Raw genomic sequence first — 22703 nt, 5'->3', positions numbered from 1 at the left:
CAGCTCGCCACTTTCGCAACCAGCCGCCGAATCCGTTTCAGCGAAGCCTTCGATTATGCACCGACTTTTCAATCAGCGTCAACTTCGAAGAAGCTTTTTTCACCCAACCAACTCGCAATCAGCTCCGAAGAACCCATCGCTTCAAACACTTTGCAGTGACTGTCAGCCGAGCCCTCAATTATGCACAGTTTTTAGCACTTCGAGCAAGGAGGAGAAGACTTTTTGTCGGATGGCCTGACGCCACCAGTAGCCTCTGCACACAAGACAACAAAAAGCCCGGGAATCCCGGGCTTTGGTCTGCAATGCGTTGCCAGAAACCGATCAGCTCTTCACTTCGAGCTGGTTGTCGACAGAGGTCACGCCTTGCACGGCCTTTGCAATCTCCTCGGCGCGCGCCTTGGCAGCCGCCGTCGGTGCGGGTCCCCTCAGGCTTACAGCGCCGCCCTTGGTGTCGACGTTGATCTTGATGGCGCTCAAATCCGGATCCTTCGCCAGACCTGCGGACACAGAGGCCGTGATAGCGGCATCGTCCACCGTCGCGCTCACTGCGGCGCCTGCCTCCTTCGCCGCTTCCTTCACGTTCGCCATGCCATCCTTCACTTCGGTGGTCGTCCCGGAGGCATCGACCTTGGCTTTGGCTTCCTTGACAGCTTCGCCCGTCTTGGCAGCAGCTGTCTGCGCGGCCTGTTCGGTCCTGGCGACGGCGCTGTCGAGCTTCTCGCCAGCACTGCGACTGTCCGACTTGTCGCACGCGGCTAGCGCAAATGCTGCTGTAGCGGCGAGCACAACAAGCAATGCGCGCTGATGCGGCATACCGATGGATGGGGGGTGTTGCTCTTGCTTGCTCATGGAGCCTCTCCTTGTCGATCTCGACGGATCGCTGCGTCAATCGCGCTCAAATGAAAAAAGAGGCTGCACGCGCCCGTCAACGGGCACATGCGACCCCTCGTCCCGTCACAGCTTGTCGGCACCGGTCTTGATGGCGTCCTTGGCCTTTTCCTTCACGTCGCCATAGGTCTTCTGCACCTTGCCGGCGGCCTGATCAGCCGCGCCTTCGCCCTGGAGCTTCTCATTGCCCACCACCTTGCCGGCAGCTTCCTTGACTTTGCCCTTGGCCTCTTCAACCCGTCCTGCCACTTGGTCCTTGTTCATGTCGCTTTCCTTCCTGCGTAGGTGAAATATGTGAGCCGGGATGACTCACTGACTTCAATCTAAGTTGCTGCTGGCAGCAACGAACGCCGCCGGAAGCCCGAAGCGGTGTAGGACAACAAGGCTCAGGCGGTGACGATCCATCCTTCAAGCGCGTCGAAAGCCTGCGGCAACCCGAATCCTGGCCCGGCACTGCTGGCGCGCTGCAACCCCCACGCAGCCTGCAAGAGGCAAAGCACGGCGTCGATGCCGTCGCCACGGGCATCGGCCACCAATTCGGTCCGTTGCCCGGCGTGGACGGCCAGTCGCAAACCAAGCCGGCTTGTACCGACTTCGAGCGCGGCGAGCAGGTCGGTGCGCGCCGCAAGGCGCTCGGGCGTCTGCTTGGCCAGGTCGTCGCTCTTGTAGCTGCGCCGTGCGATCAGCTCGCGCGCCAGCAGACCTGGATAGGCCTCCAGCGCGACACGGTCGTCGCGGTCGCCCGCGTGCAGCCCGGGAATGCGCGCGCCGGACGCCAGCAGGCGAGGCACGCCGGCGTGGAGCATGTAGGCCACAGGCGGGTTCACCCATTTCATCGACGGGCTGGAACCCGCAGGCCCATCGGCGGCGCGGTGCGCAAACTTGCTGCCCACAGGCCGGCCCGCACAGAAGGCGGCGAAGGTGTCGCGGATCTCCGCACGGCTCAAGCCGGCGTAGTGCGCCATCAGCGGCGCCCATTGCGTCGGCCAGCCCAGGTGTTCGACCAGTTCTCGAGGCAGGCTGAACGGGAAGTCGAAGCCGCCGACCCAGGTGGGCGTGGCGCACAACCAATCGCCCCACGCATCGAGCGTGTCGAAGCGTTGCACACTGGTCAGAACGACGCGCTGGGCATCGGCAATTTCGCCAACGGCCACCACGATGGGTTTGCGCCGCGTCGGTGCGCTCGAGAAATCGCAGCCGAACAGCACCACGGCATCAGCCCAGTGCCAGCGCCACCACGCCAGCGGCGATGAACAACGCACCCATCACACGCAGGAACCGGTCGCCCTCGCGCAGCAGGTGACCGCCAATCAACGCCGCGAACAGCATCGACACCTCGCGCGCCGGCGCGACGTGGGAGATGGGCGCCTGCTGCACCGCATAGAGCACCAGCACGTAAGACACGGGGCTGACCGCCGCCACCAGCAGCGCGTACTTCCACTGTTCGCGCCACATGCGCGCGGTGGTCGCGCGGTCCTTCAACGCGACAGGCGCCAGCAACACCATGCGCACCAGATTGCCGAAATAGTCGAGAAGGATCGGCGACATGGCCAGGAACTTGACGGCGTAACTGTCCGCGACGGTGTACGCCGCAATGAAGCCGCCGGTGAGCACACCGTAACGAATGCCCTTGTGCACGCGCTCGCGTTGCACCGGGTCCTGCGCCTTGCGCCAAAGCTTCGGGCCGCCGGCGACGAGGAACACACCGATCACCACGCCTGCGATGCCCGCCACGCCGAAGAGGCTGATCTTCTCGCCGAGAAAGAGCACCGCCACCAGCGACGACAGCAAGGGCCCCGAGCCGCGCGCGAGCGGGTAGACCACGGTCAGGTCCGACCGACGGTAGCCGCGCAGCAGCACGATGAAATAGAAGATGTGCAGCACGCCGCTGAGCACCACGAAGCCCCACTCTGTCAGACCCCAGCCCGGCACCACGTTCCAGCCCAGCGTGATCCCCACGGGCGCCCAGATGAGCATGTTGAACACGCTGGTCTGGAAGCTGAAGCGCGCGTCGCCGTTCGCCTTCTTGGCGGCGATGTTCCAGCCGGCGTGAATGACCCCGGCAAGCAGGATCAGCGCGAATGCGGAGAGCGGCACCCCTGGATCAGTGGCGGCCGACGATGGCAGCGGTGGCCATCAGTTCCTCGAGCAAGGCCAAGGAAACCTTGCCCGAGACCTTGTACGGGTCGAGTTCGGGCTTCTCTGAATACTTGAGCAGCGTCGAGGCATTGAGCTTCGACAGGTTGACCTGCCCCATGGTCCATCCACCGAAGCGGCGTTCGGAGATTTCTTCGTAGTGCAGCAACACCACGTCCTTGTGGCGCACGTCGCGCTGGATGTGGCCGTAGAGGTCGCTGATGGCGTCGCGCCCGCCTTCGATGGCCTGGAGGAAAGTGCCCGCACCGTAGCAGAGGATACCGGTGATGCCGCATGCCGGGTTGTGCGTGCGCGATTTCGCGAGGATCGCATCGATGGCCGCAGGGCTGGTATCGACGGCACGGCTGGCGTAGAGAAGTCGGACCAGCATGATCAGTTCTTTCTCGGCATGAGGGACAGGAATTCGCGGCGCAGGCTCGGGTCTTTCAGGAACACGCCGCGCATCACGGAATTGATCATCTTGCTGTCCATTTCCTTCACGCCGCGCCAGGCCATGCAGAAATGTTCGGCTTCCATCACGAGTGCAAGGCCGTCGGGCCGCGTCTTTTCCTGAATCAGGTCGGCGAGCTGCACGATCGCCTCTTCCTGGATCTGCGGCCGCCCCATGACCCATTCGGCAAGCCGCGCGTACTTCGACAGGCCGATCACGTTGGTGTGCTCGTTGGGCATCACGCCGATCCAGAGCTTGCCGATGATCGGGCAGAAGTGATGCGAGCAGGCGCTGCGCACCGTGATTGGGCCGACGATCATCAGCTCGTTCAGGTGCTCCGCGTTGGGAAACTCGGTGAGCGCGGGCGGCGGCACATATCGGCCGCGGAACACCTCGTTCACGTACATCTTGGCGACGCGGCGCGCGGTGTTGTCGGTGTTGTGGTCGTTCACGACGTCGATGACGAGGCTTTCGAGCACGCCCTTCATCTTGACCTCGACCTCGTCGAGCAGCGCCTCCAGCTCGCCCGGTTCGATGAACTCGGCGATGTTGTCGTTGGCATTGAAGCGCTTGCGCGCCGCATTCAGACGCTCACGGATCTTGACGGAGACGGGGGTGCCCTCGTCATCGTTTTTTCGATCGGGGAGCGGTTCGACGTCGGTTTTCCTCAGCATGGCGGGGATCGTACCAGTGAATGACTCGAGAGGATTCCGGCTGCAACGCGCGCCCCCTCTCGGAGCAATGCTATCAATTAAGTAGCGTGAAATCAGCGACCAACGGCAGATGGTCGGACATGCGGGCCCAGATCGGCCCGCGCGGCACCGCGCAGGCCAGCGGCGTCAGCTTGCGTCCGTAGACGAAGTCGAGCTGCGCCACCGGCAGGCGCGAGGGATAGGTGAGCGTGCGCGGGCCGCGCAGGTCGCTGGCGTCGCGCAGCCCCATGGCATTCATGGCGTAGCGCATGCGCGCACCCCAGTCGTTGAAGTCGCCCGCCACCACGATGGCCTGGTCGGGCGGCACTTCGCGGTCGATGAACTCGCGCAGGCGGGCGATCTGCCGCACCCGGCTGCCCTTGATGAGCCCCAGGTGCACCACGATGGCATGCACGGGTTGCCCTTCCACCTCGATCACCACGTGCAGCAGGCCACGCTGCTCGAAGCGGTGGTCGGAAATGTCCTGGTGGCTGGTGCGAATCACCGGCCAGCGCGTGAGCAACGCATTGCCGTGCTCGCCGTGGCGGGTGACGGCATTGGTCTCGTAGACGGCGGTGTAGCCCTCGGGTGCAAGAAAGTCCGCCTGCGGCATCTCCGGCCAGCGCGCGAAACGCACCGCAGCCTGCCGGTTCATCTTGCGCACTTCCTGCAAGCAGACGATGTCGGCGTCGAGCTGCTCGATGGCATGGCCGAGGTTGTGGATCTCGAGCCTGCGCGCGGGCCCGATGCCCTGCACACCCTTGTGGATGTTGTAGGTCGCGACCCGGAGGGTATTTGCTGCTGCTGCGGGCTGGTTCATTGCACAAATTCTGGCAGCAACAGAATGGCTTCGGCGTTCGACGGGGAAAAACAGGCTTCGGCCGCCTCCCGGTACGGCAACCAGCGCCAGTCGGTGTGCTCGCGCGGCGCGAGCGTGGGGGTCAGGCGTTCGGGCACGCAGAGGCCGAACAGGTGCTCGGTGTTGCGCGTCACGCCGGGCGCATAGCGGGCGCGCCATTGCGGATAGATCTCGTAGACGTTGCGCAGTTGCCAGTCGAGCAGTTGCGGGGCCAGCACCGTGCCCTCGCCGCATTGGAAGCCGGTTTCCTCGGCCACCTCGCGCGCCGCGGTGAGCGCCAGCGGTTCGTCCGCTACATCCTTGCTGCCGGTGACCGACTGCCAGAAGTCGGTCTCGGCATCCGCACGCCGGATCAGCAGCACATCGAGCGCCGGCGTATGAATGACGACCAGCACCGACTCCGGGATCTTCCAGGGCCGGGGGCTGGTCGTCATGGCCGCATCAGACGGGTTGGGGCGTGTTGCGCAGCTTGATGTGCAGTTCGCGCAGCTGCTTCTCGTCGACGGGGCTGGGGGCCTGCGTCAGCAGGTCTTGCGCGCGCTGGGTCTTGGGGAAGGCGATCACGTCGCGGATCGACTCGGCACCGGTCATCAGCATGACGAGGCGGTCCAGCCCGATGGCGATGCCGCCATGCGGGGGCGCGCCGTACTGCAGCGCGTCCAGCAGGAAGCCGAACTTGAGCTGCGCGTCCTCGGCGCTGATCTTCAGCGCGCGGAACACCTTGCTCTGCACTTCCTCGCGGTGGATACGCACCGAACCGCCGCCCATCTCGATGCCGTTGAGCACCATGTCGTAGGCCTTGGCGATGCACTTCTCGGGCGCGGTGTCCATGAGGTCTTCATGGCCGTCCTTCGGTGCGGTGAACGGGTGGTGCACGGCCGACCAGCGCTGGCCGTCCTCGTCGAACTCGAACATCGGGAAGTCGACCACCCACAGCGGTGCCCAGCGGTCGTCGAACAGGCCGCTCTTCTTGCCGAAGGGGCTGTGGCCGATCTTCACGCGCAGCGCGCCGATGGCGTCGTTGACGACCTTTTCCTTGTCGGCGCCGAAGAACAGGATGTCGCCGTTGCGCGCACCCGTGCGGGCAATGATCTCGGCCAGCGTGGCGTCGTCCAGGTTCTTCACGATCGGGCTCTGCAGGCCTTCACGGCCGGCCGCAGCGTCGTTGACCTTGATGTAGGCCAGGCCCTTGGCGCCGTAGATCTTGACGAATTCCTGGTACGCGTCGATTTCACCGCGCGACATGCCGCCCTCGGCACCGCCGCCGGGCACGCGCAGCGCGACGACACGGCCGCCGACCATGGTGGCGGCGTTCGAGAACACCTTGAACTCGACGCGTTTCATCAGCTCTGTGAGCTCGGTGAATTCGAGCTTCACGCGCAGGTCGGGCTTGTCCGAGCCGTACTTGAACATCGCGTCGCCGTACGTCATGGTCGGGAACACCGGCAGGTCGATGCCCGCGGCGTTACGGAACACATTGCGGATCATGCCTTCGAACATCTCGCGGATTTCTTCTTCGGCGAGGAACGAAGTCTCGATGTCGATCTGCGTGAATTCGGGCTGGCGGTCGGCGCGCAGGTCTTCGTCGCGGAAGCACTTCACGATCTGGTAGTAGCGGTCGTACCCAGCCACCATCAGCAGCTGCTTGAACAGCTGGGGCGACTGCGGCAGCGCGAAGAAGCTGCCGTCGTGCACGCGGCTGGGCACGAGGTAGTCGCGCGCGCCTTCGGGCGTGGACTTGCCCAGCATCGGCGTCTCGATGTCGATGAAGCCGTTGGCATCGAGGAACTTGCGCGTTTCCATCGTCACCTTGTAGCGCAGCATCATGTTGCGTTGCATGGCCGGGCGGCGCAGGTCGAGCACGCGGTGCGTGAGGCGGGTGGTTTCCGACAGGTTGTCGTCGTCCAGCAGGAACGGAGGCGTGACCGAGGGGTTCAGCACCTTCAATTCGTGGCACAGCACTTCGATCTTGCCGCTCTTGAGGCTGTCGTTGGTGGTGCCTTCGGGGCGCGAGCGCACCAGGCCCGTGATCTGCACGCAGAACTCGTTGCGCAGGTTTTCGGCCACGGCGAACGTGGAGGCGCGATCGGGGTCGCACACCACCTGCACGTAGCCTTCGCGGTCACGCACGTCGATGAAGATCACGCCGCCGTGGTCGCGGCGACGGTTGACCCAGCCGCACAGGGTGACGGTTTGGCCCAGCAGGGCTTCGGTCACGAGACCGCAATAGTGAGTACGCATGGCCATGGAGATGACTTCCGGCGCCGTCGTGGCGCGTTCGTTTTTATGAGTTGGATGGCTTGATGGGCAAGGCGGCGGGACCGCCCGGGACGACCACACCCATCGAGACGATGTACTTGAGCGCTTCGTCCACGCTCATCTGGAGTTCGATGCAGTCGCTGCGCTTGAGCATCACGAAGTACCCGCCCGTGGGGTTGGGCGTGGTCGGCACGTAGACGCCGAGGTAGTCGCCGCCGCCCAGGTGCTCGACCACGTCGGCGCCGGGCGTGCCGGTGACGAAGGCGATGGTCCAGGCCCCTTCACGCGGCCATTGCACCAGCACCGCCGTGCGAAAGGCGTTGCCGTTCTCGGAGAACAGCGTGTCCGAGACCTGCTTGACGCTCGAATAGATCGAGCGCACCACCGGAATGCGCCGCACCACGGCGTCGCCCCAACCCAGCAGGCGCTTGCCCACGAAGTTGCTGGCGACGGCGCCGACCACCAGCAGGATCGCCAGCGTGAGCAGCACGCCGAGGCCGCGGATGTTGTTGTCGTAGAGCCAGCGCTGCCAGGCCCCGGGGAGCACCCAGAGCGTCTGGTCCAGCGTGTCGATGATCCACTTCAGCACCGCCAGGGTGATGAACAGCGGAACGATCACCAGCAAGCCGGAGAACAACCATTTGCGCAGGGCGAGCATGGCGGTCGGGGTACCTGGTTCAGTCGCCGCTCTTGGCGGCAGGTGCCGGCGCGGGGGCCGGTGCGGCGGGCGCGGGGGCCGCTGCAGGCGCCGGGCTCGGCGCGGCGCCGGCGGAAGACGACTCGCCGGACTTGGCGCTGTCGCTCGACACGGGCGCAGTGGCCGGCTCGGCCTTCTTGCCGCCGCCGTCGCGGAAATCGGTCACGTACCAGCCCGAGCCCTTGAGCTGGAAGCCGGCGGCCGTGACCTGTTTTTCGAATGCGCTCGCGCCGCACGCCGGGCACACCGTCAGCGGCGCGTCGGACATCTTCTGCAAAGCGTCTTTGGCAAAGCCGCAGGCGCTGCACTTGTAGGCGTAAATGGGCATGGGATTGGGTTCAAAAAAGCGGCGCAGCTGCCGCTCGCAAAGCCCTCGATTATAGGGCCGCCCCCGTCAAAGGGCGTCCCGACCGAGGGCCGGGCCCCTGCTTCAGGCCGGCTCCGTCGCCAACGGACGGTGCGGCGTGTGCGTGTTGGCCACCCATTGCGGCATCAGCGAGCCGGCGACCATGCCCACGAAGGCACACAACACCCCCGCCAGCTGGGCCGGGAACACGCCGCCCCAGGGCAGCGCCAGGAACAGCAGCCACACACCGATGCCCAGGACGATCGAGGCGATGGCACCTTGCGTGGTGGCTCGGCGCCAGTACAGCCCGCACACCAGCGGCACGAAAGCCCCCACCAGCGGCACCTGGTAGGCGCCCGACACCAGTTCGTAGATCGGCGTTCCCTGCATGCGAATGGCGTAGGCCAGCACCGCGGCGCTGAACACGAGCACCGTGATGCGCATCGTCAGGAGGTTCTGCCGGTCGGTGCCGGCGGGGCGGAACTGGCGCCAGATGTTCTCGGTGAAGGTGACGCTGGGCGCGAGCAAGGTGGCCGAGGCAGTCGACTTGATGGCCGAAAGCAGCGCACCGAAGAACAGCACCTGCATCACGAAAGGCATCTTCTGCAGCACCAGCGTGGGCAGCACCTTCTGCGGATCTTCCTTCAGCAGCACGGCCACCTCCTCCGGCATGATCAGCAGCGCGCTGGCCACCAGGAACATCGGCACGAAGGCAAACAGGATGTACGCCACGCCGCCGATCACCGGCCCGCGCTGGGCCGCCTTCACGCTGTTGGCAGACATCACGCGCTGGAACACGTCCTGCTGCGGAATGGAGCCCAGCATCATCGTGATGGCGGCCGCGAAGAAGAACACCATGTCGTGCAGATTGGGCTCCGGCCAGAACTTGAAGAGGTCCTTGCTGACCGCAAAGGCCACCACCTTGTCGGCCCCGCCGGCCATGTTGCCCGCGAACACCGCGATGACGGCCAGGCCGGTCACCAGGATGATCATCTGCATGAAGTCGGTCACCGCCACCGACCACATGCCGCCGAACAGGGTGTAGGCCAGGATCGAGACCACCCCGATCACCATGCCCATCGGGATGCCGATGGCACCGGCCGACAGCAGGTTGAACACCAGCCCCAGCGCCGTGACCTGCGCCGACACCCAGCCCAGGTAGCTCAGCATGATGATCAGCGAACAGGCCACCTCCACGGTGCGGCCATAGCGCTCGCGGTAATAGTCGCTGATGGTCAGCAGCGTCATGCGGTAAAGCTTGCCCGCGAAGAAAAGGCCCACCAGGATCAGGCAGGTGCCCGCGCCGAACGGGTCTTCGACCACGCCGTTGAGCCCGCCTTCGATGAACTTGGCCGGAATGCCGAGCACCGTTTCGGAGCCGAACCAAGTCGCGAACGTGGTCGTCACGATCATGAAGAGCGGCAGGTGCCGCCCGGCAATGGCGAAGTCGGTGGTGTTCTTCACCCGCTTGGCCGCGTAGAGGCCGATGGCGATGGTGACCAGCAGATAGACGATGACCAGCGTCAACAACACGGCGAAAACTCCTCTAGAACAGACTCACACGCACCAGCAACTGCATGGCCAGCAACCCCAATACAAAACCTATGCCACCGTAGACGATGGTCTGGAGCAACCTGTTGGTGCGTTTTTGCTCGGCCAGCAGTTCGAGCAGCTCGCGGCGGTTGTCGGCGGGGCGATTTTCCAGGAAATCGTGCAGCAGTCGCGGAAACTGGGGCAGCAGCTTCGCGTAGCGCGGCGCCTCGGCCCTGAGCTGCTGCAGCAGCTTCTTGGGCCCGATCTGGTCGACCATCCACTTTTCCAGGAAGGGCTTGGCCGTGGCCCAGAGATCGAGATCGGGGTCGATGTTGCGCCCGAGGCCCTCGATGTTGAGCAGCGTCTTCTGCAGCAGCACCAGCTGGGGCTGGATCTCCACATGGAACCGGCGCGAGGTCTGGAACAAGCGCATCAGCACCATGCCCAGCGAAAGCTCCTTCAGCGGCCGGTCGAAGTACGGCTCGCACACGGTACGAATGGCGGCCTCCAGCTCGTCGATGCGGGTGCCCACGGGCACCCAGCCGCTTTCCAGGTGCAGCTCGGCCACGCGCTTGTAGTCGCGCCGGAAGAAGGCCACGAAGTTCTGCGCAAGGTATTCCTTGTCCGACTCGGTCAGCGTGCCGATGATCCCGAAGTCCAGCGAGATGTAGCGCCCGAAGGTCTCGGGCTCCAGGCTCACCTGGATGTTCCCCGGATGCATGTCGGCGTGGAAGAAGCCGTCGCGGAACACCTGCGTGAAGAAGATCGTGACGCCGTCGCGCGCCAGCTTGGGAATGTCGACGCCGGCCGCGCGCAGGCGGTCCATCTGCGCGATGGGCACGCCCTTCATGCGCTCCATCACCATGACCTCGGGGTGGCAGAAGTCCCAGAACATCTCCGGAATCATCACGAGGTCGAGCGAGGCCATGTTGCGGCGCAGCTGGGCCGCATTGGCGGCTTCGCGCACCAGGTCGAGCTCGTCGTGCAGGTACTTGTCGAACTCGCCCACCACCTCGCGCGGCTTCAGGCGCTTGCCGTCGGCCGACAGGCCCTCGACCCAGCCGGCCATCATGGCCATGAGCGCCAGGTCCTTTTCGATCACGCCGCGCATGTTGGGGCGCAGCACCTTCACCGCCACTTCGCGCACCTCGCCCTGGTTGGTGCGGATGGTCGCGAAGTGGACCTGAGCGATCGAGGCACTGGCGATGGGAATTTCGTCGAACTGGACGAACACGTCGCTCACCGGACGGCGGAAGGCGCGCTCGATGGTCGCGATGGCCACGGCCGAGGGGAACGGCGGCACGCGGTCCTGGAGGAACGCGAGCTCGTCGGCGATGTCGGGCGGCAGCAGGTCGCGGCGGGTCGACAGCACCTGGCCGAACTTCACGAAGATGGGGCCAAGCCGCTCGAGCGCCTCGCGCAGCCGCTGGCCGCGCGGCGCGTCGAGGTTGCGTCCGACGGAGACGATGCGTGCCACCACGCGCAGCCAGGGCTTCTGGAAGCTCGTGAGCACGAGCTCGTCGAGGCCGTAGCGCAGCGCGATCCAGACGATGAACAGCCCGCGGTAGAAGCGCCTCATTCGGCCGTGCCCGCCGAGCCGGCCTTCGCGTTGCGGTCGCCGACGAACTGCCGCAGCGCGCCCGCGACGCGACGCACGCCGTTGCCCAGCGTGTGCGCGGGCACGTCGCCGATCACGCGGGCGAGATCGTCCTCGACGTCCCAGCGCACATGGTCGACCAGCCAGTTGACCTCTGCGGCCAGCTGCACGTCGCCGATGATCTGCACGGAAGGCTTGTCGCCGCGCAGCGTGGCACGGGCGATGTCGAAGGGGGAGTCGTCGGTGACGGTCAGCGTGAGCTCGGGCACCGAGCCTGCAGGCGCCAGGTCGAGCAGGCCGGCAGGCGTGGCCACCAGTTCCATGGTGACGAAGCGCCATTGGAAGCGCACCACCCGCCCCTGCTGCCGCAGCAAACGCTGCTGCGCCTCGGGCTCCTGCTGCAGCACATGGTTCAGGAACAGGACGACGCGGTGCTGTATTTCGTGAACCGCCCAATCCGGGGGCTGAAGGCGCTCGCCGACGCGATTGAGAAGGTCGCCGAGAAAAGAAAATGGGGACGATGGTATGGCCATGTCCCCATTATCCCGTCTGTGCCGCGGCCCTGCGACGGCCACGGCTCAGGTTTTTCTTACTGCAGCGCCTGCACGCCCGCCACCAGCCAGCCGCCGTTGCCGCTCGTGGGCTTGGTCATGTTCCAGACTTCCCGGAACGGACCCGGGCCGGTCGATGCGTCTTCACGGATCATGCCGGAGAACTCCACGCTGGCCATGTAGGCCTCGGGCAGCTCTTCGATGCCGAGCAGCTTGGCGTCGAGCATCACGACTTCGGTCTTGTTGGAGACACCACCAGTGTGGCCGGCACGGTCGGCCAGTTGCGTGCGGATTTCCTCGACCATGCTGTCGGTCATCATGGAACGCAGCATCGACACGTCGGCGCGGTCCCAGGCGTCCTGGAGCGTCACGAAGTTGCGCTTGGCAGCCCCGAGGAAGCCGTCGACGTCGAAGCCCGCGGGAATACCCCAGGACTGCGAACCGCCGAGTGCGGAACCGATCATGCTGCCGCCGGCTGCGGCGCCCGCTGCCGAGAGGCTGCTGCCGTGCGGTGCGTCATTCGAGGGCGTGGCGTCGAACGACGTTGCATTGCGCTCCCAGGGACGCGCCGATGCGTCGTTGCCGACGTTGGCCGGGCTGTATTGCGCCGGGGCGCTGGCGTTGCCCGGGCCGGCACCTGCGCCCTGGAACGCGAAGCCACCCTGGCGGCTGGCGCCCGAAGCTTGCGAGCGCGCCTTGAACATGCGCCATGCCATCACGCCGGCCAGCACCAGCAGGCCGATCAACAGGATGTTGCCGAAGCCGGCGCCCAGGCCCAGCGAACTGGCGAGCCATGCGAGGCCCAGGCCGGCCGCGAGACCGCCGAGCATCGCGCCCCACGGACGCTTCGGTGCCGCGGCCGCGGGTGCGGGCGTTGCAGGCTTGGCTGCCGCGTTGTTCGCGTTCTGCTGCGCCGGCGCTGCCGGCGGCGTGGCCTGGCGTTGCGTCACGTTGGACGACTGGCGCCCGAACGACTTGCCACCGCCCATGCGAGCAGCCTCGGCCTGGACACTGCCAAGAACCAAAGCTGCCGCCAAAAACAAGGTACCCAAACTCTTCATGTCGTCTCCTCTCGAGCGAAAGATTCGCCTCATCAGCATTTGATTCCAACATGGAGGGCAGCAATGCCACCCGTCATGTTGTGATAGTCCACATGTCCGAAACCGCCCTCTTTCATGAGGGTCTTGAGCTCCTCTTGCGAGGGGTGCATCCGGATGGATTCGGCCAGGTAGCGATAGCTGGCGTCGTCACCGGCCACGAGCTTGCCCAGGCGCGGCAGCACGTTGAAGGAATACCAGTCGTACGCCTTCGCGAGCGGCTTGGCGACCTTGGAGAACTCCAGCACGAGCAGCTTGCCGCCCGGCTTGATCACGCGGTTCATTTCCTTGAGCGCGGCGTCCTTGTGCGTCATGTTGCGCAGGCCGAAGGCCACCGTCACCACGTCGAAGTGGTTGTCGGGAAAGGGGAGCTTTTCCGCGTCGCAGACCGTGGTGGGGAGCGAGACGCCGGCGTCGAGCAGGCGGTCGCGCCCGGTGCGCAGCATGGCCTCGTTGATGTCGGTGTGCACGACCTGGCCGGTGGCGCCGACCTTCTTTGCGAAGGCGAGCGCAAGGTCGCCGGTGCCGCCCGCGATGTCGAGGACGCGCGAGCCTTCACCCACGTTCGCGACCATAACGGTGTAGGCCTTCCAGGCGCGGTGCAGGCCGGCCGACATCAGGTCGTTCATGATGTCGTAGCGGGAAGCGACCGAATCGAAGACACCGCGAACGCGGCGGGCCTTCTCGCTTTCGTCGACTGTTTCGAAGCCGAAGTGTGTGGTACTCATGCGACCGATGTTAGGCCGGAAGCCTTCACATCAAGCCGACGACCCCGCGGGCACGGCGGGCATTCGTTGCTTTTTTTGTCCCGCCCTTCCTGGGCGTAGGGCTATGGCGCCAGTCGCTGTACCGGGGTTTCGCGCGATTTCGCGGCCTCAGTGGCTGCTGCAGGCGGAGCCGCCCTTGTCGATCATCGGTGCGTCGCGCGCGATGCCCGCCTCGGCCAGGCGGCGCTCGTAGGTGGCCCACAGCTCGGCCTGCTTCGCGCCCAGTTCGTAGAGCAGGTCCCACGAGTAGATACCGGTGTTGTGGCCGTCGCTGAAGGTGGGCTGCACCGCGTAGTTGCCGACCGCCTCGAGGTCGACGAGCTCCACATCGCGCTTGCCGGTCTGCAGGATCTCCTGGCCCGGCCCGTGGCCCTGCACCTCGGCCGACGGGGAACAGATGCGCATCAGCTCGAACGGAATGCGAAAACTCGCACCGTCGGAGAAGGCCACTTCGAGCACGCGCGACTGGCCGTGCACGGTGATCGATTGCGGCGTCGGTGCGCCCGGTTTCAAGCCTGCCATCGGAAACTCCTTCAGAAAGGCCCGCGAGCCAAGCGCTCGATCATCGCAGCCTCGGCGGCGGGCAGGCACTCGGCGATCGCGGCCTCTTTCGCGGCATTGCGCTCGCGCTGCACCGGCGCCCACACCGAACCCGGGAAATGGCTGTCGTCCGCAAAGCGCGCAATCACATGCCAATGCAGATGAGCCACCATGTTGCCGAGTGCGGCGATGTTCATCTTGGTCGGTTTCAGGCGTTCGCGCAGGCACTGCTCGACCACCACCACCGCCTCCATGCACAACGCGCGGTCGGCTGCGTCGAGGTCGGAGAACTCCGGCGCATGGTCGCGCCACACCACGCGATAGAAAGCCGGAAAGCCCGCCTCCTCCGCATGGATGACGCGCAGCTTCGCGCCCTCGAACACCAGGCGGCCACCGGCGCCTTCGCAGAGCACGCACCCTTGCATCCTGGTCACACCAGCACCCGCTCGATCCCGCCCTGGTTGGCAGCGGCCACGTACGTCGGCATCCAGTCGGCGCCGAGGAGCTTGTTGGCCATCTCGACCACGATGTAGTCTGCTTCGAGCAGGCCGTTGTTCAGGTCGTTGCCGTAGCGCGAGAGGCCCTGCAGGCAGCTCGGGCAGCTGGTGAGGATCTTCACGTTGTCCTTCTCGCCGACGGCACCGGCGTCGCGCAACGCGGCCTCGCCCTTCTTGAGCTCCTCTTCCTTGCGAAAGCGGATCTGCGTCGAGATGTCCGGCCGCGACACGCCCAGCGTGCCCGACTCGCCGCAGCAGCGGTCGTTCTTGAGCACGTTGTCGCCGACCAGCGCCTTCACCGTCTTCATCGGGTCCTGCAGCTTCATGGGCGAATGGCAGGGGTCGTGGTACAGGTAGCCGCCACCACCGGCACCGGCCAGGATGATGCCCTTTTCGAGCAGGTACTCGTGGATGTCGATGATCCGGCACCCCGGGAAGATCTTGTCGAACTGGTAGCCCTGCAGCTGGTCGTAGCAGGTGCCGCAGCTCACCACCACCGTCTTGATGTCCAGGTAGTTGAGCGTGTTGGCCACCCGGTGGAAGAGCACGCGGTTGTCGGTGATCATCTTCTCGGCCTTGTCGAACTGGCCGCTGCCCCGCTGCGGATAACCGCAGCAGAGATAGCCTGGCGGCAGCACCGTTTGCACGCCCGCGTGCCAGAGCATCGCCTGCGTGGCCAGGCCGACCTGCGAGAACAGCCGCTCCGAGCCGCAACCCGGAAAGTAGAAGACCGCTTCGGTCTCCGAGGTCGTCGCCTTCGGATTGCGGATGATCGGCACGTAGTCCGCATCCTCGATGTCGAGCAGCGCGCGCGCCGTCTGCTTCGGCAGGTTGCCCGGCATCTTCTTGTTGATGAAGTGGATTACCTGCTCCTTGATCGGCGCCGGACCCAGCGTGGCCGGGGGCGCGCCGGTCTGCTTCTTCGCCAGGCCGCGCAGCAGGTCGTTGGCCAGGCGCTGCGCCTTGAAGCCCACGCCCACCATGCCCGCGCGCACCGCCTTGATGGTCTGCGGGTTGGTCGCGTTCAGGAAGAACATTGCGGCCGCGTTGCCCGGCCGGAAGCTCTTCTGGCCCATCTTGCGCAGCAGGTTGCGCATGTTCATCGACACGTCGCCGAAGTCGATCTTCACCGGGCACGGCGTCAGGCACTTGTGGCACACGGTGCAGTGGTCGGCCACGTCCTCGAACTCTTCCCAGTGCTTGATGCTGATGCCGCGCCGGGTCTGCTCTTCGTAGAGGAAGGCCTCCACCAGCAGCGAGGTCGCGAGGATCTTGTTGCGCGGGCTGTACAGCAGGTTGGCGCGCGGCACGTGCGTGGCGCACACCGGCTTGCACTTGCCGCAGCGCAGGCAGTCCTTCACGCTGTCGGCAATGGCGCCGATGTCGCTCTGCTGCATGATCAGCGACTCGTGGCCCATCAGGCCGAAGCTCGGCGTGTAGGCGTTGGTCAGGTCGGCATGCAGCGTGACGGCCTCACCCGCCGGCGCGCGCAGCAGCTTGCCCTTGTTGAAGCGGCCTTCGGGGTCGACCCGGGCCTTGTATTCGGTGAACGGGCGCAGCTCTTCGTCGGTCAGGAACTCGAGCTTGGTGATGCCGATGCCGTGCTCGCCCGAGATCACGCCGTCCAGGCTGCGCGCCAGCGCCATGATGCGCACCACCGCGGCATGCGCGGTCTGCAGCATGTCGTAGTTGTCGCTGTTCACGGGGATGTTGGTGTGCACGTTGCCGTCGCCCGCATGCATGTGCAGCGCGACCCACACGCGGCCCTTGAGCACGCGCTGGTGGATGGCCGTGCACTCGGCCAGGATCGGCGCGAACTCGGCGCCCGAGAAAATCTCCTGCAGCGGCTGGCGCAGCTGGGTCTTCCAGCTTGCGCGCAGCGAATGGTCCTGCAGCTGCACGAACTGCGCATCGACGTTCTGCAGCCAGCCGGCCCAGAGCGCGCGCACCTCGTGCACCAGCGCCACGGCCTGCGCCACGCGGTCTTCCAGCAGCTCGGCCGCCGGGATCTCGTGCGCGTCGTCTGTCTTGCCCAGCGGCAGGTTGCCGCGCGTGAGGAAAGTTTCGAGCGCGTCGGTGAGCGCAAGCTTGTTCTGCAGCGACAGCTCGATGTTGATGCGCTCGATGCCGTCGCTGTACTCGGCCATGCGCGGCAGCGGAATCACCACGTCCTCGTTGATCTTGAAGGCGTTGGTGTGCTTGCTGATGGCGGCCGTGCGCTTGCGGTCGAGCCAGAATTTCTTGCGCGCCTCGGGGCTGATGGCCACGAAGCCTTCGCCGCTGCGCGAGTTGGCGATGCGCACCACTTCCGAGGTGACGCGGGCCACATCGTCGGCGCTGTCGCCCGCAATGTCGCCGAACAGCACCATCTTCGGCAGGCCGCCGTGCTTCTTCGACTTGGTGGCGTAGCCCACCGCCTTCAGGTAGCGGTCGTCCAGGTGCTCCAGGCCGGCCAGCAGCACGCCCGAGCGCTTCTGCTCGGCGAACATGAAGTCCTTGATCTCGACGATGCTGGGCACCGCGTCCTTGGCGTTGCCGAAAAATTCGAGGCACACGGTGCGCGTGTGCGCGGGCATCTTGTGCACCACCCAGCGGCAGCTGGTGATGAGGCCGTCGCAGCCTTCCTTCTGGATGCCCGGCAGGCCCGAGAGGAACTTGTCGGTCACATCCTTGCCGAGGCCCTCCTTGCGGAAGCTGCGGCCCGGAATGTCGAGGCGCTCGGTGCGCAATTTGGTCTTGCCGTCGGCGGCGTAGTACTGCAGCTCGAACACGGCGCTCTCGGCGTCGTGGATCTTGCCGAGGTTGTGGCCGATGCGCGTGACCTCGAGCCACTCGGCCTGCGGCGTCACCATGCGCCACGAGGCGAGGTTGTCCAGCGCCGTGCCCCACAGCACGGCCTTCTTGCCGCCCGCGTTCATGGCCACGTTGCCGCCGACGCACGAGGCCTCTGCCGAGGTCGGGTCGACCGCGAACACGAAGCCAGCGCGCTCCGCCGCGTCGGCGACGCGCTGCGTGACCACGCCGGCCTCGGTCCAGATGGTGGGCACGGGGTCGGCCAGTCCCGGCAGCGGCATGTGCTCGACCTCGGTCATCGCCTCGAGCTTCTCGGTGTTGATGACCACGCTGTTCCAGGTCAGCGGAATCGCGCCGCCGGTGTAGCCGGTGCCGCCGCCGCGCGGAATGATGGTCAGGCCCAGCTCGATGCAGCCCTTGACCAGCAGGGCCATCTCGGCCTCGGTGTCGGGGCACAGCACCACGAAGGGGTATTCCACGCGCCAGTCGGTGGCGTCCGTCACGTGCGACACGCGCGACAGGCCGTCGAACTTGATGTTGTCCTTGGCCGTGAGGCGGCGCAGCACGCGCGTGGCCTTGCGGCGCAGGGCGGCGACGTCGCGGAAGTTGGTGTCGAAGGCAGAAACGGCGTCGCCCACGAGGCGGGTGAGCTCGCCCACGAACTGGTCGCGCGTCAGGTCGCTGTCGGGGGTGCGGCGCTTCTGGACTTCGCCCAGGCGGTGCTTCAGGGCTTCGACCAGCTGGCCGCGGCGGCGCGGGTTGTCGAGCAGGTCGTCGACCAGGTAGGGATTGCGCTGGACCACCCAGATGTCGCCCAGCACCTCGTAGAGCATGCGGGCCGATCGGCCGGTGCGGCGCTCGGCCCGCAGGGTCTGCAGCAGTTCCCAGCCGCGTTCGCCCAGCAGGCGAATCACGATCTCTCGGTCGGAGAAGCTGGTGTAGTTGTACGGGATCTCGCGCAGTCGGACAGGCTCTGCGGCCTGTGCCAACAGCGTGTTCAACGCGGTCGGAGCATTCATCGGGTGGGGCGCCTCGGCCGGGCGCTGCGCACCCATAGCCGGGCTGGGGATTTTAGGGCAGGCCTCGGGGTCTTGCCTCGGGCGGGGCGCTTGCCCTTGTGCCAGGGGCGCCGGCGGGGAGTTGATGCCGCCGCCCTCACCCCGACCCTCTCCCCAAAGGGACAGGGGGCAAGTCAGGGGCTCAGAACAGCACGCGGCTGCGAATCGTCCCGTTCACCTTTGCCAGCTTCTCCAGCGCGAGGTCGGAAGAAGCAGCCTCGATGTCCATCACCACATACCCGACCTTCTCGTTCGTCTGCAGGAACTGGGAGGCGATGTTGATGTGGTTGTCCGAGAAGATCTTGTTGATCTCCGACAGCACGCCCGGCACGTTGCGGTGCACATGCAGCAGCCGGTGCTTGCCCGGGTGCGCCGGCAGCGCCACCTCGGGGAAGTTGACGGACGAGGTCGAGGTGCCGTTGTCGCTGTACTTGACCAGCTTTTCAGCCACTTCCAGCCCGATGTTGGCCTGCGCCTCCATGGTCGAGCCGCCGATGTGGGGCGTCAGGATCACGTTGTCCAGCCCGCGCAGGGGCGACAGGAACTCGTCCTTGTTGCTGCGCGGCTCCACCGGGAACACGTCGATGGCGGCGCCCAGAAGCTTCTTGGCCTTCAGGGCGTCGGCCAGCGCGTCGATCTCGACCACCGTGCCGCGCGACGCGTTGATCAGGATGGAACCCGCCTTCATGGCCGCGATTTCGGCCGCGCCGATCATCCATTGCGTGGCCTGCGTCTCGGGCACGTGCAGCGTCACGATGTCGCTCTGCCCCAGCAGCTGGTGCAGGTCGCGCACCTGGCGCGCGTTGCCCAGCGGCAGCTTGGTGACCACGTCGTAGAAGGCCACGTGCATGCCCAGCGCCTCGGCCAGGACCGACAGCTGCGCGCCGATCGAGCCGTAGCCCACGATGCCCAGCGTCTTGCCGCGGATCTCGAAGGCGTTGTCGGCCGACTTGAGCCAGCCGCCGCGGTGCGCCACCGCGCTCTTCTCGGGCACGCCGCGCAGCAGCAGGATGGCCTCGGCCAGCACCAGCTCGGCCACGGAGCGGGTGTTCGAATACGGGGCGTTGAACACCGCCACACCGTGCTCGCGGGCGGCTTCCAGGTCGACCTGGTTGGTGCCGATGCAGAAGCACCCGGCTGCCACCAGCTTGTGGGCGGCGGCGAACACCTCGGCGGTGAGTTGCGTGCGCGAGCGAATGCCCAGAAAGTGCACGTCGGCGATCTTGGCCTTCAGTTCCGCGTCGGGCAGCGCGCCCGGCAGCGACTCGATGTTGGTGTAGCCGGCGGCGCGCAGCACCTCCAGCGCCGAGGGGTGGATGCCCTCGAGCAAGAGGAACTTGATCCTGCTTTTGTCGAGGGAAGTTTTGCTGCTCATGGCGGTCTCGCGGAAGCCCCGGCCGTGGCGACAAGCTGGGCCAAAAAAGGGAGGGCGATGCTAGCATGGTGCGCTGCACCATGCAGGGCCGCGGGCCGCCCCGGGCTTGATGCAAACAGGGCCAAAGGGGTTTCCCCGATTGGAAGAAACCCGTGGTCCGTGCGCCAATGTGACGCGGCTGTGTCACGCACATGCCCTAGCATCCGCGCTTTCTCTTTTTCCCTTCAGGAGTCTTCATGCGATTCAAGACGCTCGCGCTGGCATCGGCGCTGGCCGCGACCACGCTGTTCAACGTGGCACACGCCCAGACCGAAATCCAGTGGTGGCATTCCATGACCGCCGTCAACAACGAGTGGGTCAACGACCTGGCCAAGCAGTTCAACGAGAGCCAGAAGGAATACAAGATCGTCCCGACCTTCAAGGGCACGTACGACGAATCCATGACGGCCTCCATCGCGGCCTTCCGCGCCGGCAACGCACCGCACATCCTGCAGGTGTTCGAAGTGGGCACCGCCACCATGATGGCCAGCAAGGGCGCGATCATTCCCGTCGGCCAGGTCATGAAGGACGCCGGCGAGAAGTTCGACCCGGCCGCCTACATCCCCGCCGTGGCCGGTTACTACACCGCCCCCAACGGCCAGATGCTGAGCTTCCCGTTCAACAGCTCGACCACCATCTTCTATTTCAACAAGGACGCCTTCAAGGCGGCCGGCCTGCCCACCGACAAGGCCCCCTCGACCTGGCCCGAAGTGGTGGCCGCGGCCGCCAAGCTCAAGGCCAGCGGCCACAAGTGCCCGTTCACCACCGCCTGGCAGAACTGGACGCAGGTCGAGAGCTTCTCGGCCTGGCACAACGTGGAATTCGCGAGCAAGGCCAACGGCCTGCAGGGCCTGGACGCACGGCTGAAGGTGAATTCGCCGCTGCACCAGCGCCACATCGAGAACCTGGCCAGCATGGCCAAGCAGGGCCTGTTCGTCTACAAGGGCCGCGGCAACGTGCCTGAAGCCTCGTTCGTGTCGGGCGAGTGCGCCATGATCAACACGTCGTCGGGCTTCTACGGCAACGTGGCCAAGAACGCCAAGTTCGCCTACGGCCTGGCTCCCCTGCCCTACTACCCGGACGTGCCCGGCGCACCGCAGAACACCGTGATCGGCGGCGCCAGCCTGTGGGTCATGTCGGGCAAGAAGGCCGCCGAATACAAGGGCGTGGCCAAGTTCTTCAGCTTCATCTCGACGCCTGAAGTGCAGTCCGCCAGCCACAAGCGCACGGGCTACCTGCCCGTGACCACGGCGTCGTACAAGCTCACCGAAGACTCGGGTTTCTACAAGCAGAATCCCGGCACCGACGTGGCCGTGACGCAGATGATCCGCAAGGTCACCGACAAGAGCCGCGGCATCCGCCTGGGCAACTACGTGCAGATCCGCGCCATCGAGGACGAAGAGCTGGAACAGGTCTGGAGCGGCAAGAAAACGGCCAAGGAAGCCCTGGACGCCATCGTGACCCGCGGCAACGAGCAGCTCGAACGCTTCCAGAAGGCAAACAAAAGCTAACGATTGAAGTTCGGGCCTCCGTGTCCGGCTAATATCGCCCGCCCGCGTCCACTCTTGTAGAAGAGTGGACCCGGCGGGATTTTTTACGTAGAGGGGTACGAGGGGCTCATGGAAAAACGCGTCTTCTTTCGCTCGGGCTGGTTGCCCTGGCTGCTGCTGACACCGCAAATGGCGGTGATCCTGGTGTTTTTCTTCTGGCCGGCGGGGCAGGCCGTGCTGCAGTCGCTGCAGCAGCAAGACGCGTTCGGCACATCGGTCGAGTTCGTCGGGTTCGACAACTTCAGGCACTTGTGGGGCGACTCGAGCTACGCCGAGTCGTTCAAGACGACGGCCGTGTTCTCGGTGCTGGTGGCCAGCATCGGCATCAGCCTGTCGCTCGTGCTGGCCGTGTTCGCCGACCGCATCACGCGCGGCGGCACCTTCTACAAGACCATGCTGATCGTGCCGTACGCCGTGGCGCCGGCCGTGGCGGCCGTGCTGTGGGTCTTCATGTTCTCGCCCTCGCTGGGCGTGGTGGCCTATGCGCTGGGCAAGATCGGCATCAACTGGAACCACCTGCTCGACTCCGGCCACGCCATGACGCTGATCGTCATGGCCTCGGTGTGGAAGCAGATTTCCTACAACTTCCTGTTCTTCCTGGCCGGCCTGCAGTCGATTCCGAAGTCGCTGATCGAGGCCGCCGCCATCGACGGCGCGCGCCCGTGGCGCCGGTTCTGGACGGTGCAGTTCCCGCTGCTGTCGCCCACCACGTTCTTCCTGCTGGTGATCAACGTGGTCTACGCCTTCTTCGACACCTTCGCGATCGTCGATGCGGCCACCCAGGGCGGCCCGGGCCAGGACACCACCATCCTGGTCTACAAGGTCTACCACGACGGCTTCAAGAGCCTGGACCTCGGCGGTTCGGCCGCCCAGTCGGTCGTGCTGATGGTGATCGTGGTGGCGTTGACCATCATCCAGTTCCGCTACGTCGAGAAGAAGGTTCAGTACTGAAGATGAAACAACAACAGAAAACCCCAA

22 protein-coding genes are annotated in these 22703 nt (G+C 65.6%); 2 read left to right on the top strand and 20 right to left on the bottom strand.

Annotation, left to right across the window (positions count from 1 at the left end; genetic code table 11):
* Positions 1 to 321 precede the first annotated feature (321 nt).
* The 20 genes from AC1DJH_RS31165 to serA form a co-directional block, all read right to left on the bottom strand.
* Positions 322 to 849, bottom strand: coding sequence for a BON domain-containing protein (locus AC1DJH_RS31165; protein WP_478188349.1), 528 nt, complete (start codon positions 847 to 849; stop codon positions 322 to 324).
* Positions 850 to 954: 105 nt separating this feature from the next.
* The gene (locus tag AC1DJH_RS31160) at positions 955 to 1152 is read right to left on the bottom strand and encodes a CsbD family protein (RefSeq protein WP_472125423.1); all 198 of its coding nucleotides are present in this window, start codon (positions 1150 to 1152) and stop codon (positions 955 to 957) included.
* Positions 1153 to 1274: 122 nt separating this feature from the next.
* Positions 1275 to 2099, bottom strand: a complete 825-nt coding sequence (locus AC1DJH_RS31155; protein ID WP_478188348.1) for a DUF429 domain-containing protein — start codon at positions 2097 to 2099, stop codon at positions 1275 to 1277.
* Positions 2100 to 2103: 4 nt separating this feature from the next.
* Positions 2104 to 2985 (bottom strand): EamA family transporter, encoded by an 882-nt coding sequence (locus tag AC1DJH_RS31150; protein ID WP_472125417.1) that lies wholly within the window; start codon positions 2983 to 2985, stop codon positions 2104 to 2106.
* 7 nt (positions 2986 to 2992) lie between these two features.
* Positions 2993 to 3415, bottom strand: coding sequence for a BLUF domain-containing protein (locus AC1DJH_RS31145; RefSeq protein ID WP_472125414.1), 423 nt, complete (start codon positions 3413 to 3415; stop codon positions 2993 to 2995).
* 2 nt (positions 3416 to 3417) lie between these two features.
* Positions 3418 to 4149 (bottom strand): GTP cyclohydrolase I, encoded by a 732-nt coding sequence (folE, locus tag AC1DJH_RS31140; RefSeq protein WP_478188347.1) that lies wholly within the window; start codon positions 4147 to 4149, stop codon positions 3418 to 3420.
* Positions 4150 to 4222: 73 nt separating this feature from the next.
* A complete protein-coding gene (locus AC1DJH_RS31135) occupies positions 4223 to 4987 on the bottom strand; it encodes an endonuclease/exonuclease/phosphatase family protein (RefSeq protein ID WP_478188346.1) in 765 nt (254 codons plus the stop codon).
* Positions 4984 to 5460, bottom strand: a complete 477-nt coding sequence (nudB, locus tag AC1DJH_RS31130) for a dihydroneopterin triphosphate diphosphatase (protein WP_478188345.1) — start codon at positions 5458 to 5460, stop codon at positions 4984 to 4986. The genes AC1DJH_RS31135 and nudB overlap by 4 nt, the downstream gene beginning before the upstream one ends.
* Before the next feature lie 7 nt (positions 5461 to 5467).
* Positions 5468 to 7273, bottom strand: a complete 1806-nt coding sequence (gene aspS / locus AC1DJH_RS31125; protein WP_472125406.1) for an aspartate--tRNA ligase — start codon at positions 7271 to 7273, stop codon at positions 5468 to 5470.
* Positions 7274 to 7310: 37 nt separating this feature from the next.
* The gene (locus AC1DJH_RS31120) at positions 7311 to 7943 is read right to left on the bottom strand and encodes a DUF502 domain-containing protein (protein WP_435437267.1); all 633 of its coding nucleotides are present in this window, start codon (positions 7941 to 7943) and stop codon (positions 7311 to 7313) included.
* Between the two features lie 19 nt (positions 7944 to 7962).
* Complete coding sequence (locus AC1DJH_RS31115) at positions 7963 to 8310, bottom strand: FmdB family zinc ribbon protein (protein ID WP_478188344.1); 348 nt, start codon at positions 8308 to 8310, stop codon at positions 7963 to 7965.
* A gap of 102 nt (positions 8311 to 8412) precedes the next feature.
* Positions 8413 to 9861 (bottom strand): high affinity choline transporter 1, encoded by a 1449-nt coding sequence (locus AC1DJH_RS31110; RefSeq protein WP_478188343.1) that lies wholly within the window; start codon positions 9859 to 9861, stop codon positions 8413 to 8415.
* Between the two features lie 13 nt (positions 9862 to 9874).
* Positions 9875 to 11440: a ubiquinone biosynthesis regulatory protein kinase UbiB gene (gene ubiB, locus AC1DJH_RS31105; protein ID WP_478188342.1), complete on the bottom strand. Its 1566-nt coding sequence runs from the start codon at positions 11438 to 11440 to the stop codon at positions 9875 to 9877.
* Positions 11437 to 11991 (bottom strand): ubiquinone biosynthesis accessory factor UbiJ, encoded by a 555-nt coding sequence (locus tag AC1DJH_RS31100; protein ID WP_478188341.1) that lies wholly within the window; start codon positions 11989 to 11991, stop codon positions 11437 to 11439. Before AC1DJH_RS31100 ends, ubiB begins: the two co-directional genes overlap by 4 nt.
* A gap of 56 nt (positions 11992 to 12047) precedes the next feature.
* On the bottom strand, positions 12048 to 13070 hold the full coding sequence (locus AC1DJH_RS31095) for a Tim44 domain-containing protein (protein WP_472125391.1): 1023 nt from the start codon (positions 13068 to 13070) through the stop codon (positions 12048 to 12050).
* A gap of 32 nt (positions 13071 to 13102) precedes the next feature.
* Positions 13103 to 13834, bottom strand: a complete 732-nt coding sequence (gene ubiE, locus AC1DJH_RS31090; RefSeq protein WP_435437261.1) for a bifunctional demethylmenaquinone methyltransferase/2-methoxy-6-polyprenyl-1,4-benzoquinol methylase UbiE — start codon at positions 13832 to 13834, stop codon at positions 13103 to 13105.
* A gap of 147 nt (positions 13835 to 13981) precedes the next feature.
* Positions 13982 to 14395, bottom strand: a complete 414-nt coding sequence (locus AC1DJH_RS31085; protein ID WP_435437260.1) for a gamma-butyrobetaine hydroxylase family protein — start codon at positions 14393 to 14395, stop codon at positions 13982 to 13984.
* An 11-nt stretch (positions 14396 to 14406) separates the two neighbouring features.
* A complete protein-coding gene (locus AC1DJH_RS31080; RefSeq protein ID WP_478188353.1) occupies positions 14407 to 14838 on the bottom strand; it encodes an HIT family protein in 432 nt (143 codons plus the stop codon).
* 5 nt (positions 14839 to 14843) lie between these two features.
* Positions 14844 to 18722, bottom strand: a complete 3879-nt coding sequence (locus AC1DJH_RS31075; RefSeq protein WP_478188340.1) for a DUF3683 domain-containing protein — start codon at positions 18720 to 18722, stop codon at positions 14844 to 14846.
* 181 nt (positions 18723 to 18903) lie between these two features.
* Positions 18904 to 20136, bottom strand: a complete 1233-nt coding sequence (serA, locus tag AC1DJH_RS31070; RefSeq protein ID WP_435485247.1) for a phosphoglycerate dehydrogenase — start codon at positions 20134 to 20136, stop codon at positions 18904 to 18906.
* Positions 20137 to 20372: 236 nt separating this feature from the next.
* On the opposite strand from serA, the gene ugpB reads away from it, so the two are divergent.
* Both ugpB and ugpA read left to right on the top strand, forming a co-directional pair.
* The gene (gene ugpB, locus AC1DJH_RS31065) at positions 20373 to 21686 is read left to right on the top strand and encodes a sn-glycerol-3-phosphate ABC transporter substrate-binding protein UgpB (protein ID WP_435437257.1); all 1314 of its coding nucleotides are present in this window, start codon (positions 20373 to 20375) and stop codon (positions 21684 to 21686) included.
* Positions 21687 to 21794: 108 nt separating this feature from the next.
* Positions 21795 to 22676, top strand: coding sequence for a sn-glycerol-3-phosphate ABC transporter permease UgpA (gene ugpA / locus AC1DJH_RS31060; protein ID WP_478188339.1), 882 nt, complete (start codon positions 21795 to 21797; stop codon positions 22674 to 22676).
* Positions 22677 to 22703 lie beyond the last annotated feature (27 nt).

The organism is Variovorax sp. 10N412, from assembly GCF_056394985.1.
The sequence above is the reverse complement of the archived record's forward strand: the minus strand, read 5'-3'. Positions and strand labels throughout refer to the sequence as shown.